Genomic DNA, 16,163 nt, shown 5'->3' on the forward strand with positions numbered 1-16,163 from the left:
CAGCGGCTCACTTCCAGAGTGCGCACTTGGTCTCGGCCTTGGTGGTGAAGACCTGGTCGCCCGGCAGCGTCTTGAGCACCTTGAGGTAGTCCCAGGGCTTCTTGGATTCGGCCGGCGACTTCACCTCGACCAGGTACATGTCGTGGATGAAGCTGCCGTCGGCGCGGATCTGGCCCTTGCCGTAGAAGTCGTCGATCTTCATGCTCTTGAGCTGCGCCATCACCTTGTCGGAGTCGGTGGTCTTGGCGGCGGCCACGGCCTTGAGGTAGGTCATGGTGGCCGAGTAGTCGGCGGCCTGCACGTCGGTCGGCATGCGCTTGGTCTTCTCGAAGAAGCGGTTGGCGAACTTGCGCGTGTCGTCGTTCAGGTCCCAGTACCAGCTGGTGGTGTGCAGCAGGCCTTCGGTGTTCTTCAGGCCCAGGCTGTGAATGTCGCTCAGGAAGACCAGCAGGCCGGCGGTCTTCATGCTCTTGTTGATGCCGAATTCGCGCGCCGCCTTGATCGAGTTGACGGTGTCGCCGCCCGCGTTGGCCAGGCCCAGGATCTGCGCCTTGGAGTTCTGCGCCTGCAGCAGGAAGGACGAGAAGTCCGAGGCGTTGAGCGGATGGCGCACCGAGCCCACCACCGTGCCGCCCTTCTCCTTCACCACCTTGGTGGTGTCGGCCTCGAGCGCGTGGCCGAAGGCATAGTCGGCGGTCAGGAAGAACCAGCTCTTGCCGCCGCGGTCGACCACCGCCGCGCCCGTGCCCTTGGCCAGCGCCACGGTGTCGTAGGCGTAGTGGATGGTGTAGGGGCTGCACTGCTCGTTGGTGAGCACCGAGCTGCCCGCGCCGTTGTTGAAGTACACGCGCTTCTTCTCTTCCGCCACCTTGGCGGTGGCCAGCGCCACGCCGGAATTGGTGCCGCCGAAGACCATGGTCACGCCGGCCGTGTCGATCCATTCGCGGGCCTTGGAGGCGGCGATGTCGGCCTTGTTCTGGTGGTCGGCCACCAAGAGCTCGATGGGCTGGCCCAGGGCCTTGCCGCCGAAGTCGTCGATGGCCATCTGGATGGCGGTGGCGCCGCCCTTGCCTTCGAGGTCGGCGTAGAGGCTGGACAGGTCGGTGACGAAACCGATCTTCACTTTTTCCTGGGCCTGCGCGGCGCCCGCGCCCAGGACGAGGATGCCGACGGCGGCGGCGATGAGGCCGAGTTTCTTGTTCATGTGCTTGTCTCCTGGAGGAATATTTTTGGGGAAAGGATCGGAGGATGCGGCGGCTTCAGACGCCCAGCAATTCGTTGAGCACGGGCATCTTGGCCTCGAGCTGCGCAGCGCCGAAGGTCTCGACGATGCGGCCGTGCTCCATCACATAGAAGCGGTCGGCCAGCGGTGCCGCAAAACGGAAGTTCTGCTCGACCATCACGATGGTGTAGCCCTTGGCGCGCAGCATGGTGATCATCCGCGCCAGTGCCTGCACGATCACCGGCGCCAGCCCTTCGGATATCTCGTCGAGCAGCAGCAGCCGCGCGCCCGTGCGCAGGATGCGCGCCACCGCCAGCATCTGCTGCTCGCCACCCGACAGCCGCGTGCCCTGGCTGTGGCGACGCTCGGCCAGATTGGGGAACATCGCGTAGATCTCCTCGACCGACATGCCCGGCGCCGCGCCCTTGAGCGCGGGCGGCAGCAGCAGGTTCTCCTCGGCCGACAGGCTCGCGAAGATGCCGCGCTCTTCCGGGCAGTAGCCGATGCCCAGGTGGGCGATGCGGTGCGTGGCCATGCCGATGGTTTCCACGCCATTGACCTGGATGCTGCCCTTGCGCGCACCCGTCAGGCCCATCACCGCGCGCATGGTGGTCGTGCGGCCCGCGCCGTTGCGGCCCAGCAGCGTGACGACCTCGCCCGGCTGCACCACCATGTCGACGCCGTGCAGCACATGCGATTCGCCGTACCAGGCCTGCAGGCCCTTGATTTCCAACGCAGCCGTCATGTCAGTGGGCCCCTTGCAGTTGGCCGTCCGTCGTGCCCATGTAGGCCTCCATGACCTGCGGGTTCTTCGAGACCTGGGCGTAGGGCCCTTCGGCCAGCACCGCGCCGCGCTGCAGCACCGTGATGGTGTCGGCGATGGTCGAGACCACGCTCATGTTGTGCTCGACCATCAGGATGGTGCGGCCCGCCGACACGCGCTTGATCAGTTCAGCCACGCGGTGCACGTCCTCGTGGCCCATGCCCTGCGTGGGTTCGTCCAGCAGCATCAGCTCGGGCTCCATCGCCAGCGTGGTGGCGATCTCGAGCGCGCGCTTGCGGCCGTAGGGCAGGTTCACGGTCTGTTCGTCGGCCAGGTCCTCGAGGCCCACCTCGGCCAGCAGCGCGCGGGCGCGTGCATCGAGCGGCTTGAGCGACTGTTCGCTCTTCCAGAAGTGGTAGGAGGTGCCCAGCGCGCGCTGCAGGCCGAGCCGCACGTTCTCCAGCAGCGTGAGGTGCGGGAACACGGCCGAGATCTGGAACGAGCGGATGATGCCGCGCCGCGCGATCTGCGCGGGGCGCTCGCGCGTGATGTCCTGGCCGTTGAAGAGGATGGTGCCCGAGGTGGGCTCCAGGAACTTCGTGAGCAGGTTGAAGCAGGTGGACTTGCCCGCGCCGTTGGGGCCGATCAGCGCGTGGATCGAACCCCGCACGACCTTCAGGTCGACCTTGCTGACGGCCGTGAAGCCCTTGAATTCCTTGGTGAGCTGGCGAGTCTCGAGAATGATGTCGCTCATCTCGCGCGGGCGTCCAGGGGGAGGCGTTGAAAGTCGGTCATGCGATCGGTCCGTGCGCCCACTGTGAGCGCGACCGAATTGTTCGCGGAGCCTCTTCCCCTGCCTACTGGGGCAAATGCCTATGCTGCACTGCAACCCGGATGCGTTGTGGCACCCGGGTTGTCAGCGCCATGTCAGTTCATCTCAGTGCGCACCGGCCGCGGCATCGGAGGCACCACCGCCCATCTGCGGACGCGCCAGCCAGATCAGCGGGATCAGGAAGATGAACAGCACCGCCGAGGCGTAGAACACGTCGTTGGCGGCCAGCATGAAGGACTGCTGGTCGATCATGCGGTTGAGCTGGCCCAGCACCTGGTCGCTGCTGAAGCCGCTGTTGCCCAGGTTGGCGATCGCGGCGGTCGCGGTCGGATTGCCCAGGTTGATCGACTCCGCGAGCTGCGCATGGTGCACGGTCGCGCGGTCGTCCCACACCGTGGTCACGATCGAGGTGCCCATCGCGCCCGCGGTGATGCGCAGGAAGTTCGACAGCCCCGAGGCGGCCGGGATCCGGTCGGGCGTGAGCCCGGACAAGGTCAGCGTCACCAGCGGGATGAAGAAGAAGGCCATCGCCACGCCCTGGATGATCGTGGGGATCATGATGGTGCCGATGTCGGCCTGCGTGTTGAAGTTCGAACGCATCCACAGCACCAGCGCGAACACCAGGAAGGAGAAGGTCGCATAGCGCCGCGGATCGACCTTGGCCACGGTCATGCCCACCAGCGGCGACAGCACGATGGCCAGCGCGCCCACCGGCGCCAGCACCATGCCGGCCTGGGTGGCGGTGTAGCCCATGTACTGCTGCAGCCACAGCGGCAGCAGCACCACGTTGCCGAAGAACAGGCCGTAGGCCACCGCGGTCGCGACCGCGCCCGACCAGAAGTTGCGCCGCTTGAACAGCGACAGGTCGACCACCGGATGCTTCTCGGTCAGCTCCCACACCAGGAAGAAGGCGAAGCCGACCACTGCCACCACGGCCATCGTCACGACCTCGGCCGAGTGGAACCAGTCGAGCTCCTTGCCCTTGTCGAGCATCAGCTGCAGCGCGCCGACCCAGAGGATCAGCAGGCTCAGGCCGATGGTGTCGATCGGCAGGTTCTTGGTGGGGCTGTCGCGCTTGCGGTAGATCGCCCAGGCGATGGTCACGGCGGCCATGCCGACCGGGATGTTGATGTAGAAGATCCAGGGCCAGGAGATGTTGTCGGTGATCCAGCCGCCCAGCAGCGGCCCCATCACCGGCGCGACCAGCGTGGTCATGGCCCACATCGCCATCGCCAGCCCGGCCAGCGCGCGCGGATAGCTCGCCAGCAGCAGCGTCTGCGACAGCGGGATCATCGGTCCGGCGACGAAGCCCTGCAGCGCACGGAACGCGATCAGCGTGGTCATGTTGGGCGCGAGCCCGCAGAGCCAGGAGCTGAGCACGAACAGGATGATGCTGGCCATGAACAGGCGCACCTGGCCGAAGCGCTGCGTGAGCCAGCCGGTGAGCGGCACCGCGATGGCGTTGGCCACCGCGAAGCTGGTGATGACCCAGGTGCCCTGGGTCGAACTGACGCCCAGGTCGCCCGAGATGGCGGGCAGCGACACGTTCGCGATCGACGAGTCGAGCACGTTCATGAAGGTCGCGGCCGAGAGCGCGATCGTGCCCCAGATGCGGGCCGAGCCCTCGAGCGGCGGATGGGCCAGGGGAGCGGCAGAGGCGGGAGCGGTGGCCATTGCGCGTGTGTCCGTGGCGCTCAGCCGTGCGTGGCCTGGCGCATCGCCAGCGTGGCGCCGCGACCGCTCTGCGCGGCCGGATGCAGCGCGCCCTTGTCGGTCTCGTCGGCCACCGGCTTCTTCGCTTCAGTGCGCGCCTGCACCGGACGGCCCAGGTTGGCCGCGATGATGCGGTCGACCTCGGCATCGGCGCCGCGATCGGAGCTCGCATAGACCTGCGTCTGCGCGAAGGCGGTGGTGCGCGGCGCATCGGCCAGCGACTTGCCGTCCTTCTTCGTCACGTCGATCTCGGCGACCATCGACAGGCCCACGCGCAGCGGGTTGGCCTTGAGCTGCTCGGGGTCGAGCGCGATGCGCACCGGCACCCGCTGCACCACCTTGATCCAGTTGCCGGTGGCGTTCTGCGCCGGCAGCAGCGCGAAGGCCGCGCCGGTGCCGATGCCCAGGCCCGCGACCTTGCCGTCGTAGGTGACCTTCTTGCCGTAGAGGTCGGCGGTGAGCTTGACCGGCTGGTCGATGCGGATATTGCGCAGCTGGACTTCCTTGAAGTTGGCATCGACCCACAGCTGGGTCAGGGGCACCACCGACATCATCGGCGTGCCGGCGGCCACGCGCTGGCCCAGCTGGACCGTGCGCCGTGCCACGTAGCCGTCGACCGGTGCGGGCATCGCGACACGCTGCGTGGCGAGCCATGCCTCGCGCACCTTGGCCGCTGCGGCCTGCACGCTGGGGTGCTGCTCGACGCTGGTGCCTTCGGTGAGCGATTGGTTGCTGGTGAGCTGCTCGCGTGCCGACAGCACGCCGGCCTGGGCCGCGGCCAGCGCGCTCTTGGCGTTGGCGACCGCGGTCTCGGAATGGTTGAGTTCTTCCTTCGACACCGCGCCGTTGCCGGTCAGCGCCTGCCGGCGCTGGAGGTCGTCCTGCGCGCGTGCGATGTCGCTCTGCGCCTTGACGATGTCGGCCTGGCGCAACGTGACCTGCGCGGCCAGCGAGCCGTTGTTGGCGTAGAGCGTGCGCACCTGGCGCACGGCCTGGCCCAGCGCCGCTTCCGACTGCTCGAAGGCCAGACGGGCATCGGCCGGGTCGAGTTGCACCAGCGGTTGGCCGGCTTTCACGAAGTCGGTGTCGTCGGCCATGATCGACATCACGGTGCCTGCGATCTGCGGCGTGATCTGGATCACGTTGCCCTGCACATAGGCGTTGTCGGTGTCTTCGTAATGGCTGGCGACCAGCCATTCATAGAGGCCCCAGCCGCCACCGGCGACGATCACCACCGCGGCCAGCGCGGTGAGTGCGCGCCGGCGCTTGTTGTTGCCGGCGGGCGCGCCTGCCTCCGCTCCTTGCGGGGCGGGGGCGGCGGCGACTGCATTGTTGTTGTCCATTTTCAGTGTCCTTCCGATGCGGGATATGTGAGGTGCGCGCGGCGTGAGTCGCGCGCGGAAATCGTTCAGGGATGGGTGGGTGCGGTACCGGCCACGGCCACGCTCGGCTGCCAGCCGCCGCCCAGCGCGCGCGCCAGGCCGACCTGCGTTTCGAGCGCACGCGCGGCCAGGTCGACCGCGAGGCGACGTTGCGCCAGCACCGCGGTCTCGGCGGTCAGCACGTTGAGGTAGTTGCCCAGGCCGGCGCGGTAGCGCTGCACGGCGATCTCGTAGGCGCCCTCGGCCGCGGCCTGCGCATCGCGCTGCTGCACCTGCTGGCGGCCCACCGACTGCGCGCTGCTGACCTGGTCGGCCGCATCGCGCACCGCGTCGAGCACGCTGGCGTTGTAGCTCTCGATCGCGGCATCGAGGTCGGCCGCCTTGCCGCGCAGGTTGGCGCGCAGCCGGCCGCCCTCGAAGATCGGCAGCCGTATCGCGGGGCCGAAGCCCCACTGGCGGCTGTCGCTCTTGAGCAGGTTGTCCAGGCCCAGGCTCTGCGTGCCCACGAAGGCCGTGAGGCTCACGTTGGGATAGAACAGAGTCTTGGCACCGGCCACGTCGCCGCTGGCCGCTTCGACGCGCCAGCGCGCCGCCGCGATGTCGGCACGGCGGCCGAGCAGGTCGGTCGGGATGTCGGCCTGCAGCGCGATCGCGTGCAGCGAGGCCAGGCTGGGCGCCTCGAGCGCCTGCGAAGCACCGGGCCGCGCCACCAGCGCGTCGAGCGCATGCCGGGCCAGCGCGATCTGCTCATCGAGCGCCTCGATCTGCTGGCGCGCCTCGGGCAGGCCGCCTTCGCTCTGGCGCAGCTCGAGCCGCGTGTCCAGGCCGGCGGACACCCGGTCGCGCACCAGCTTCAGCGTCTCGTCGCGTTGGGCCAGCGTGCGCTTGGCGACGATCAGCTGTTCGTTCAGGCGGGCCCACTGCACGTAGGCACGCGCCACGTTGCTGGCCAGCATCACGCGCGCCGCATCGGCCTCGGCCGCGGCCGCATTGGCGGTGCCCATCGCGCTGTCGAGGGCCGCGCGGTTCTTGCCGAAGAAGTCGAGTTCCCAGCTGCCATTGAGCTGCAGCGTGCCGATCTCCTGGATCGACCCGCCCAGCGGCGCCGGGTAGATGTAGTTGCTGCTGAAGCGCTGGTGCGAGGCGTCGAAGGCGCCGTTGACCTGCGGCCGATCGGCGGCCTCGGCGGTGGCGATGGCGGCGCGGGCACGCGTGAGGCGCGCCTGCGCGACCGCGAGGTTCGGGTTGCCGGCCAGCGCCTCGTCGATCAGCGCATTGAGTTGCGCATTGCCGAAGCCGGTCCACCAGCGGCTGTCGACCGGGTTGGCGGCCAGCGTGCCTTCATGCTGCGCGACGGCGCGCTGCAGGCCGAGCGAATCGGCATCGCGCAGCTTGGCGGTCGAGCCGATGCCGGACATGTCGGCACAGCCGGCGAGGCACAGTGCAAGCACGGCGGCCGCGACCGGCAGCGCGCGGCCGGCCAGGGATGGGAAAGCGAGGCGGTTCATTTCTTTTCTCCACGGGTCGACAGGACCTGTGCGTTGTCGAGGATGCGGCGCAGATAGCTCTTGAGTTGCTCCCACTCGGCTTCGGAGAAGCCGGCGAGATGCTGGTTCTGGACCCGGCAGAGGATCTCGGGCACCTGCTGCGCGGCGGCCCGGCCCTCGTCGGTCAGTTCGATGTTCACCACCCGCCGATCGGCCACCGAGCGCACGCGCCGGCACAGGCCCTTGGTCTCGAGCCGGTCGAGCAGGCGTGTCATCGCACCCGCGTCGAGCAGGCATTCGCGCGCCAGTTCGGCCACCGTGGTGGCGGTGCCCATGTGCAGCTTGTGCAAGGGGATCCACTGCGGATAGGTCGGGCCGCCGGGCTCGGACATCTGGCCTTCGACGGCCTGGCTCACGGCCGTCATGATGCGCCGCATCATGTAACCCACGCTCTCTTCCGGGCGGTACAGGTCCGCCGAATAGAAGGCAGGGATGGCCGGCGGAGGCGGCTCCGGGTCGGTCGGTCGTTGGGTGTCGTCGTTCATCGGGTCCGGATATTAGTTGCTTAGGCAATTACTGTCAAGGCTGCCTTTGCAGGGGCAACCGGTCGGTAGAATCGCGCCATGGCTGTTTCCGTCTCCCGAACCTCCGAAAAAGGTTCACCCAAATCCCTCTCCGGGCTCTTCCCCTTCCTGCGCCCCTACCGCTGGCAGATCGCCCTCGCGGGGGTGTTCCTGGTGGCCGCGGCCGGGGCCACGCTGGTGTTCCCGCTGGCCCTGCGCAGCCTGATCGACGGCGGGCTGGTGAGCAGCGACAAGGGCGCCCAGACCATGGCGCTGCGCGACCATTTCTTCGCGCTGTTCGGCGTGGCGGTGGCGCTGGGCCTGTTCTCGGCGGCGCGCTTCTACACGGTGAGCTGGCTGGGCGAGCGCATCACAGCCAACCTGCGCAACGCGGTCTATGCGCATGTGCTGCGCCAGAGCCCGGTGTTCTTCGAGACCACGCAAACGGGCGAGGTGCTGTCGCGCCTGACGGCCGACACGACGCTGGTGCAGACGGTGGTCGGCTCCTCGCTCAGCATGGGGCTGCGCAACGCGGTGATGGGCATCGGCGCCCTGGGCATGCTGGTCTGGACCAACCCCTACGTGATGGGCCAGGTGCTGGGCGTGCTGGTGCTGGTGGTGCTGCCGAGCATGTGGTTCGGGCGCCGCGTGCGCAAGCTCTCGCGCGCCAGCCAGGACCGCGTGGCCGATTCCAGCGCCATCGCGGCCGAGGTGCTCAACGCCATCCCCGTGGTGCAGAGCTACACCGCCGAGGCGCGCGAGGCCGCCCGCTTCGACACCTCGACCGACAACGCCTTCCTGACCGCGGTGCGGCGCGCCAAGGCGCGCTCGGTGCTGGTGGCCTTCATCATCATCGCCACCTCGGCCGCGCTGCTGTGGGGCCTGTACCAGGGGACGCAGGCGGTGCTGCAGGGCACCATCACGGCCGGCCACCTGGGCGAGACGGTCGTCTACGTGATCATCCTGGCCAGCGCCGCCGCGGTGCTGGGCGAGGTCTACGGCGACCTGCTGCGCGCCGCTGGCGCCACCGAGCGCCTGATGGAACTGCTGCACGCCAGGTCCGCCATCGCCTCCCCTGCCCAACCCGTGACGGTGCCGCTGGCCCCCGGCGGCAGCACCATCGCGCTCGAAGGCGTGAGCTTCCACTACCCCTCGCGGCCCGCCACCCCGGCGCTGCGCGATTTCAGCCTGCGCGTGGCGCCCGGCGAGACCGTGGCCCTGGTCGGCGCCAGCGGCGCGGGCAAGAGCACGGTGTTCCAGCTGCTGCTGCGCTACTACGACCCGCAGTCCGGCAGCCTGCTGCTCGACGGCGCGCCGCTGGATGCGCTGGCGCTCGACGACCTGCGCCACCGCATCGGCCTGGTGCCGCAGGACGCGGTGATCTTCTCGGCGACCGCCTTCGAGAACATCCGCTACGGCCGGCCCGAAGCCAGCGCCGACGAGGTGCATGCGGCCGCGCGCGCGGCCTTCGCCGACGATTTCCTACGCGCCCTGCCCGAGGGCTACGACACCTTCCTCGGCGAGCGCGGCGTGCGCCTGTCGGGCGGCCAGCGCCAGCGCATCGCGATCGCGCGGGCCATGCTCAAGAACCCGCCGCTGCTGCTGCTCGACGAGGCCACCAGTGCGCTCGACGCCGAGAGCGAACGCATGGTGCAGGCCGCACTCGAATCGGCCATGACGGGCCGGACCACGCTGGTGATCGCGCACCGGCTGGCCACCGTGCAGAAGGCCGACCGCATCATCGTGCTGGACCAGGGCGAGATCGTCGAGCAGGGCACGCACGCGGCGCTGGTGGCGCGCGGCGGCGTCTATGCACGGCTGGCGGCCTTGCAGTTCACCACCACCGAAGCCGCACCGGCGCCGGCATCCACAGCGGCCGTGCCGGGCTGAAGCGACGGCGGCGGCTCCGCCGTTCGGCAGCCGCCGTGGCACCCTGCGCTCGACGAGCGCAGGGATGACCCCCTCCCCTGTTTCGGAATCAGCCGCAGTCCCGACCTGTGCGAACGCAACGCCGCGCGCGAGGGATGTTTCCGGCTTCACCTTCTCTTTACCCACCGGACACCGCGTGGGCGCACGCGGCGATTCCAATGCAGTCGCCGTGCACCGGATCGCCCCTCCCTCCAGCCCTCCACGTCGCCCTGCGGCCGGGCTGCCGCATCCCCTGAGCGCACCGCCTGCTTCTCCCAGATTTCTCCGAGAAGTGCCCGCATGATCGATCTGCCCACCACGGCGCGGTCGCTTCGGCCCCGACCGGCTCCCAACCCTTCCGCTCCCTCCGCCTTGCGCCCTGCTTCCGTCCTGCCACGCCTGACCCTGTCGAAGAAGGTGTTCATGGCGATGGCGACGCTGCTCGCGCTGCTGCTGCTGATCTTCACCACCTTCTCGATCGTCGGCCTGCAGCGCGGGCTGGGCCCCTACGTGGCCGAGATCGAGGTCCGGCGCATGGACTGGCTGGCCGAGGCGCTGCAGAAGAAGTACGCGAGCGACGGCAGCTGGGAGCCGCTGCGTGCCGATCGGTCGGCCTGGATACGGCTGCAATGGGGCGAGCATGCGCTGTCCGGCCCGTTCGCGGGCGAACGCCGGCTGCCGCGCTGGTACGACCGCCGGTTGCCGGCCGATGGGGGCGCCGCGGCCGAAGGCCCGCCGCCGTTCGAACCCCTGTTCTTGCGCGGCCGTTCGCCCGACGAGGGGCCGCGCGGCGGGAACGACGCGATCTACCAGCGGCTGGGCGTGACCGATGCCGCGGGCACCCATGTCGCCGGCGCCAGGGTCGACCTGGCCTCGGCCGCGCGACTGCCGCTGCGGCACCTGGGCCACACCGTCGGCTACCTGGTGCTGGCACCGACCCAGGTGCTCGAGAGCCAGGCCGACCGCGCCTTCCTCGCGCGCCAGGCGGGCTTCATCGCGCTCACCGGCCTGGTCGGCCTGGCGCTCGCACTCGCCCTGTCGTGGTTCGTCACGCGCCGCTGGCTGCAGCCGATCGACGCGCTCTCGCAGGGCGCGCAGGACATCGCACGCGGCCGGCTCGACACGCGCGTGGCCGTGCGCGGCAACGACGAACTCGCGATGCTGGGCCAGACCTTCAACTCGATGGCCGAGCGCCTCGACACCGTCGAAACCTCGCGCCGCACCTGGCTGGCCGACGTGGCCCACGAACTGCGCACGCCGCTGGCGGCGATGCGCGCGGAGATCGAGGCGCTGCAGGACGGCGTGCGCCAGTTCGACGATCGCACCGCGCTGCGGCTGCACCGCCAGGTGATGCGGCTCGGGCAGTTGGTGGACGACCTGCGCAGCAGCATGCGCGAGCCGGAGCCGCACGGACCGCATGCATCCGGCGCGGCTTTCGCGCCCATCTATCCACTGGCCCTGCTGGCCGAGGCCGTCGAGATGATGCGCGGGCGCTTCGCGCAAAGCGGCCTCGTGCTCGACAGCAGCCAGCTCGCGGCGCTCACCATGCAGCCCGCGGTCGACGGCGATGCGCCACGGCTGCACCAGGTCTTCATGAACCTGCTCGAGAACAGCCTGGGCTACACCGACGCCGGTGGCAACCTGCGCGTAAACGCGGCGATCGAGGGCAGCGGCGCCGGCGCCCGATTGCAGATCCGCTTCGACGACAGCGCGCCTGGCCCGCAGGCCCACGAGATGCCACGCCTGTTCGAGCGCCTGTTCCGCGGCGAGGCCTCGCGCAGCCGCGAGACCGGCGGCTCGGGGCTGGGGCTGTCGATATGCCGCACCCTCGTCGAAGCCCACGGCGGCACCATCGACGCCTCGCACTCGCCCCTGGGCGGGCTGCGCATCCGCATCACCCTGCCCCTGAGCGCCCACCCATGACCCGCATCCTCATCGTCGAAGACGAGCAAGACATCGCCTCGGTGCTGCGGGACTACCTGCGCCACGACGGCTACGACACCGAGCACCTGGCCGACGGCCAGCAGGCGCTCGAACGCATCCAGGCCGATCCGCCCGACCTCACGCTGCTCGACGTGATGCTGCCCGGGCTCGACGGCCTGGGCGTGCTGCGCGGTGCACGGGCCTGCACGCAGGCGCCCGTGATCATGCTGACCGCGCGCGCCGAGGAGATCGACCGGCTGATCGGCCTGGAGCTGGGTGCCGACGACTACATCTGCAAGCCCTTCTCGCCGCGCGAGGTGGTGGCCCGTGTGCGCGCGGTGCTGCGCCGCACCGCCGCGAACGCGCCGCACGCCAGCACGCAGGGGCCGCTGGTGCTCGACGAGACCGAGTGGAACGCGAGCCTGCACGGCCTGCCGATGCAGCTCACGCGGCGCGAGTTCCGGCTGCTGCAGGCGCTCGCGCGCCATCCGGGCCGGATCTTCTCGCGCGGCCAGCTGCTCGAGCTGGCCTACGAGCTGGTCGACGACGTGACCGAGCGCGCCATCGACAGCCACATCAAGAACCTGCGCCGCAAGCTCGGCGCCGCCTCGCCGGACCACGACTGGATCCGCTCGGTCTACGGCATCGGCTTCTCGCTCGAAGCGCCCGCGCGCTGAAGCCCGGGCCCGCGCGCCGCTTCCCACATTCCTCCGAATTCGGTGGCCACAGTGAAGGCTTCACCACACAGGAGCCGAAGGATGAACCCCGGAGATTGCATGCGGGCGATCGGCCGCGCACGGCCATGAAGACCTCGCTGCCCTTCGCGGCGTTGATGGGCCTGTCGATGGCCATCGGCGCCCAGGCCAACCTGAGCCGCGCACCGTCGCTGCGAGAACCCGGCGCGATGGTGCGCAACGCCCCTGCCGCGGCACCGGCGCCATCGCCCTTGGCCGGCGACGGCTGGTGGCGCGGCTTCCAGGACGACACGCTGGGCACGCTGATCCTCGCGGCCCGGCATGCGACGGCCTCGACGACCGGCAGCCGCCTGCTGCTCACCGGCGATGCGCCCGCGCTGCCGCCCGAGATGAAGGTCGCGGCGGCCTACGTGAGCCTGCAGGCCGACAGCATCGGCCTGGACCTGATCGGCGAAGCCTCGGCCGCGGCGCGGCGCGAGCTGCCGCTGGTCGAGGCCGGGCCCGCGGGCGACGCCGACCGCGCGCTGATTGGCGTCCGGCTGGCCGACGCCGACCGTGCCGCCGCCACGATCCGTGCGCGCCGCGATGCATCGATCGCGCTGCTGTCGGCGCTGTGCGGCATGCCGGCCGCCACGCTCACCGAGGTGGTCGCGCCGGCCCTCGCGCAACACCGGATGCCGCAGTTCAACGCACCGCTGCCGCAGCGCGATGCCGACGACTGGCTGATGCAGCGCCAGGACGTGGCGCTGGCCGGCGCGCTGCGCGACGTGAGCCCGCCCACGCAACGGCAGGCCTCGGAGGCGAACTTCTCGCTGGTCGTCGCGCGCGCCCAGGAGGAGATCGCCGACGCCATCGAGGCGCTGGAGGCGCAGCGCGCCAGCACCGCGGCGCTCTACACCCGGGCCGCCGAGGTGCGGGTGGTCTTCGACGCGGCGGTGGCGCGGCAGCGTGACGGCCAGGCCTCCGAACTCGAGGTGCTGGAGCGCTACCAGCAGTTCCTGCTGTACTCGCAGCAGCTCAGCAGCGCCAGCGGCTCGCTCGCGCTCGGCTGGATCGCGCTGCTCTGCCAGCTGCAGGGCGCGCTCGACGTGCAGCCGCCGGCGCCCACGCGCAGCGCGCTCGCCAACCTGCTCTGAGCCGCATGGACTTCCTGCGCGCGCTCGAGGCGGTGTGGCAGGCCCTGGTGGCCCTCGCGCACCTGATCGGCCGGCTGCTCGACCTGCTGCCCTGAGCGCCGCGCGGCCCGCTTAGAACGAGGTGCCGATCTGGAACTGGATCTTCTGCGTGCGGTCGGCCACGATGCCGTTGGCTTCGTCCAGCCGCTGGTAGCGGATCGGCACCGCATAGGCCAGGCGCAAGGGCCCCAGCGGCGAGATCCAGCTCACGCCCAGGCCCACCGAGGCGCGCAGGCTCTGCTGGGCCTTCCACTGCGCGTCGGTGAGGCCCGGCGTGCGGTCGGCGAACACGTTGCCGACGTCGAAGAAGGAATAGAGGCGCAGCGTGCGGTCGTTGCCCGCGCCAGGGAACGGCGTGCTCAGTTCGGCGTTGAAGATCGCCTTCTTGGTGCCGCCCAGCGCGCCCTGGGTCACGCTGTCGAGCGGACCCAGCGCGTTCTGCTCGAAGCCGCGGATCGAGCCCAGGCCGCCCGCATAGAAGTTCTTGAAGATCGGAAACGCGGTGCCGCCCAGCGCGCGCGCATAGCCCAGCTGCCCGTTGATGGCGAAGGTGTACTGCTTGTTCAACGGGAAGTACTGCTGGTACTGGTAGGTGCTCTTGAGGTAGCGCAAGTCCGAGCCCACGCCCAGTTCCAGGTTCGCGCTCTGCAGCCGGCCGCGGGTCGGCACCAGCGCGCTGTCGCGGTCGTCGCGCGCCCAGCCGACGGTGAGCGGCACGCCGAGGATGCTGTCCCGGGCGCAGCTCACGCTGGGCACGGTGCCCGTGCACTGGAAGTAGTCGAGGTAGGCCTGCGGCGTCGCGGTGTAGACCGACACGCCATCCACCACCGTGTAGGTGCCGTTGGTGCCGGGCGTGAAGCGGTAGCGCTCGAGGCCGATGCCGAAGAAGACGGTGTCGACCTCGCCGAAGGGCACGCCGAACTTGACCGAGCCCCCCTCGCTCACGAGCTTGTAGTTGCCGTCGGCTTCGTAATAGGGCCGCGTCGAGGTCTGGAACACGTTGAGCGTGCGCGAGATGCCATCCATCGTGAAGTACGGGTCGGTGGCGGTCAGCGACACCGTGCGGTTGTACTTGCTGGTGTTGACCTGCAGACCCAGGTAGTTGCCGGAGCCGAACACGTTCTCCTGCGTGATGCCGAAGGTCAGCGACACCTTCTCGCTGCTGGAGAATCCGGCGCCCAGCTGCAGGCTGCCGGTGGGCTTTTCGACCAGCGTCACGACCAGGTCGACCTCGTCGGGCGAGCCCGCCACTTCCTGCGTCTCGACGTTCACGTCGGTGAAGAAGCCCAGGCGGTCGACCCGGTCGCGCGACAGCTTGATCTTGTCACCGTCGTACCAGGACGCTTCGTACTGCCGGAACTCGCGCCGGATCACTTCGTCGCGCGTGCGGTTGTTGCCGCCGATGCTCACCCGGCGCACATACACGCGCCGCGACGGCTCGGCCTTGAGCGTGAGCGTCACGCGGTTGTTCGTGCGGTCGATCTCGGGCTGCGCCTCCACGCGCGCGAAGGCGTAGCCGAAGGTGCCGAAGTAGTCGGTGAAGGCCTTGGTCGTGTCCGTCAGCTGCTCGCCGTTGTAGGGCTGGCCCGGCTTGATCGTCACCAGCGACTTGAACTCCTCCTCGCGCCCCAGGTAGTTGCCGTCGAGCTTCACGCCCGCGACCACGAACTTCTCGCCTTCGGTCACGTTCACGGTCACCGTCAGGTCCGAGCGGTCGGGCGAGATCGCGACCTGCGTCGAATCGATGCGGAACTCCAGGTAGCCGCGCGTGAGGTAGTAGGAGCGCAAGGTCTCCAGGTCGGCGTTGAGCTTGGCGCGCGAGTACTGGTTGGACTTGGTGTACCAGCTCAGGTAGCCGCCGCTGTCCTGGTCGAACAGGCTCAGCAGCGTCGATTCGCTGAAGGCCTTGTTGCCGACCACGCGCACTTCGCGGATGCGCGCCGGCTCGCCTTCGGTCACGGTGAAGGTCAGGTTCACGCGGTTGCGCTCGATGGGCGTGACGGTCGTCACGACCTCGGCGTTGTAGAGGCTGCGGCTCACGTACTGGCGCTTGAGCTCCTGCTCGGCGCGGTCGGTCAGGGCCTTGTCGTAGGGGCGGCCGTCGGCCAGGCCAACTTCGCGCAGCGCCTTCTGCAGCGCCGCCTTGTCGAATTCCTTGGTGCCGACGAAGTCGACGTCGGCCACGGTCGGGCGCTCCTCCACGATCACCACCAGCACGTTGCCGCTGACGTCGAGCCGCACGTCCTTGAACAGGCCCAGCTCGAACAGCGCGCGGATCGTGGCCGAGCCGCGTTCGTCGCTGTAGGTGTCGCCCACATGCAGCGGCATGGTGGCGAACACCGTGCCGGGCTCGACGCGTTGCAGGCCTTCGATGCGGATGTCGCGCACCGCAAAAGGTTCGACGGCCTGGGCGGCGGAGCAGGCCCAGGTGCAGGCCATGACGGCGACGGTGCGCGTCAGGCGCGAATGGAAAAGGCACATGCCCGCATGATCGGGAGCG

12 protein-coding genes are annotated in these 16,163 nt (G+C 69.6%); 4 read left to right on the forward strand and 8 right to left on the reverse strand.

Features of this window, described 5'->3' with window-relative positions; translation table 11 throughout:
* Positions 1-7: 7 nt before the first annotated feature.
* The 7 genes from A9977_RS19650 to A9977_RS19680 form a co-directional block, all read right to left on the reverse strand.
* On the reverse strand, positions 8-1,204 hold the full coding sequence (locus A9977_RS19650; protein WP_183026564.1) for an ABC transporter substrate-binding protein: 1,197 nt from the start codon (positions 1,202-1,204) through the stop codon (positions 8-10).
* 55 nt (positions 1,205-1,259) lie between these two features.
* Positions 1,260-1,967 carry an ABC transporter ATP-binding protein gene (locus A9977_RS19655; protein ID WP_183026565.1) on the reverse strand — a complete coding sequence of 236 codons (708 nt, stop codon included), beginning with the start codon at positions 1,965-1,967 and terminating at the stop codon, positions 1,260-1,262.
* A 1-nt stretch (position 1,968) separates the two neighbouring features.
* The gene (locus A9977_RS19660; protein WP_183026566.1) at positions 1,969-2,739 is read right to left on the reverse strand and encodes an ABC transporter ATP-binding protein; all 771 of its coding nucleotides are present in this window, start codon (positions 2,737-2,739) and stop codon (positions 1,969-1,971) included.
* Between the two features lie 183 nt (positions 2,740-2,922).
* Positions 2,923-4,491, reverse strand: coding sequence for a DHA2 family efflux MFS transporter permease subunit (locus tag A9977_RS19665; RefSeq protein WP_183026567.1), 1,569 nt, complete (start codon positions 4,489-4,491; stop codon positions 2,923-2,925).
* A gap of 20 nt (positions 4,492-4,511) precedes the next feature.
* Positions 4,512-5,873 (reverse strand): HlyD family efflux transporter periplasmic adaptor subunit, encoded by a 1,362-nt coding sequence (locus A9977_RS19670; protein WP_183026568.1) that lies wholly within the window; start codon positions 5,871-5,873, stop codon positions 4,512-4,514.
* Positions 5,874-5,938: 65 nt separating this feature from the next.
* Positions 5,939-7,420, reverse strand: a complete 1,482-nt coding sequence (locus A9977_RS19675) for an efflux transporter outer membrane subunit (protein ID WP_183026569.1) — start codon at positions 7,418-7,420, stop codon at positions 5,939-5,941.
* Positions 7,417-7,944 carry a MarR family winged helix-turn-helix transcriptional regulator gene (locus A9977_RS19680; RefSeq protein ID WP_259652059.1) on the reverse strand — a complete coding sequence of 176 codons (528 nt, stop codon included), beginning with the start codon at positions 7,942-7,944 and terminating at the stop codon, positions 7,417-7,419. Before A9977_RS19680 ends, A9977_RS19675 begins: the two co-directional genes overlap by 4 nt.
* A 78-nt stretch (positions 7,945-8,022) precedes the next feature.
* Here A9977_RS19680 and A9977_RS19685 point away from each other — a divergent pair, with 78 nt between their 5' ends.
* The 4 genes from A9977_RS19685 (at position 8,023) to A9977_RS19700 (ending at position 13,624) form a co-directional block, all read left to right on the forward strand.
* Positions 8,023-9,852 carry an ABC transporter transmembrane domain-containing protein gene (locus tag A9977_RS19685; protein ID WP_183026570.1) on the forward strand — a complete coding sequence of 610 codons (1,830 nt, stop codon included), beginning with the start codon at positions 8,023-8,025 and terminating at the stop codon, positions 9,850-9,852.
* 408 nt (positions 9,853-10,260) lie between these two features.
* A complete protein-coding gene (locus A9977_RS19690; RefSeq protein ID WP_183026771.1) occupies positions 10,261-11,793 on the forward strand; it encodes an ATP-binding protein in 1,533 nt (510 codons plus the stop codon).
* Positions 11,790-12,470, forward strand: a complete 681-nt coding sequence (locus A9977_RS19695; protein WP_183026571.1) for a response regulator — start codon at positions 11,790-11,792, stop codon at positions 12,468-12,470. The genes A9977_RS19690 and A9977_RS19695 overlap by 4 nt, the downstream gene beginning before the upstream one ends.
* Positions 12,471-12,595: 125 nt before the next feature.
* On the forward strand, positions 12,596-13,624 hold the full coding sequence (locus A9977_RS19700; protein ID WP_183026572.1) for a hypothetical protein: 1,029 nt from the start codon (positions 12,596-12,598) through the stop codon (positions 13,622-13,624).
* Positions 13,625-13,735: 111 nt separating this feature from the next.
* Here A9977_RS19700 and bamA read toward each other — a convergent pair whose 3' ends face one another.
* Positions 13,736-16,144: an outer membrane protein assembly factor BamA gene (gene bamA, locus A9977_RS19705; protein WP_183026573.1), complete on the reverse strand. Its 2,409-nt coding sequence runs from the start codon at positions 16,142-16,144 to the stop codon at positions 13,736-13,738.
* Positions 16,145-16,163 lie beyond the last annotated feature (19 nt).

Source organism: Variovorax sp. UMC13 (assembly GCF_014170375.1).
GTDB lineage: Bacteria > Pseudomonadota > Gammaproteobacteria > Burkholderiales > Burkholderiaceae_C > Variovorax.

Excerpts from the sequence above, each read along its gene's own strand:
- A9977_RS19650 (WP_183026564.1), bottom strand. The coding sequence starts at position 1,204 with ATGAACAAGAAACTCGGCCTCATCGCCGCCGCCGTCGGCATCCTCGTC.
- A9977_RS19655 (WP_183026565.1), bottom strand. The coding sequence starts at position 1,967 with ATGACGGCTGCGTTGGAAATCAAGGGCCTGCAGGCCTGGTACGGCGAA.
- A9977_RS19660 (WP_183026566.1), bottom strand. The coding sequence starts at position 2,739 with ATGAGCGACATCATTCTCGAGACTCGCCAGCTCACCAAGGAATTCAAG.
- A9977_RS19665 (WP_183026567.1), bottom strand. The coding sequence starts at position 4,491 with ATGGCCACCGCTCCCGCCTCTGCCGCTCCCCTGGCCCATCCGCCGCTC.
- A9977_RS19670 (WP_183026568.1), bottom strand. The coding sequence starts at position 5,873 with ATGGACAACAACAATGCAGTCGCCGCCGCCCCCGCCCCGCAAGGAGCG.
- A9977_RS19675 (WP_183026569.1), bottom strand. The coding sequence starts at position 7,420 with ATGAACCGCCTCGCTTTCCCATCCCTGGCCGGCCGCGCGCTGCCGGTC.
- A9977_RS19680 (WP_259652059.1), bottom strand. The coding sequence starts at position 7,944 with ATGAACGACGACACCCAACGACCGACCGACCCGGAGCCGCCTCCGCCG.
- A9977_RS19685 (WP_183026570.1), top strand. The coding sequence starts at position 8,023 with ATGGCTGTTTCCGTCTCCCGAACCTCCGAAAAAGGTTCACCCAAATCC.
- A9977_RS19695 (WP_183026571.1), top strand. The coding sequence starts at position 11,790 with ATGACCCGCATCCTCATCGTCGAAGACGAGCAAGACATCGCCTCGGTG.
- A9977_RS19700 (WP_183026572.1), top strand. The coding sequence starts at position 12,596 with ATGAAGACCTCGCTGCCCTTCGCGGCGTTGATGGGCCTGTCGATGGCC.
- bamA (WP_183026573.1), bottom strand. The coding sequence starts at position 16,144 with ATGTGCCTTTTCCATTCGCGCCTGACGCGCACCGTCGCCGTCATGGCC.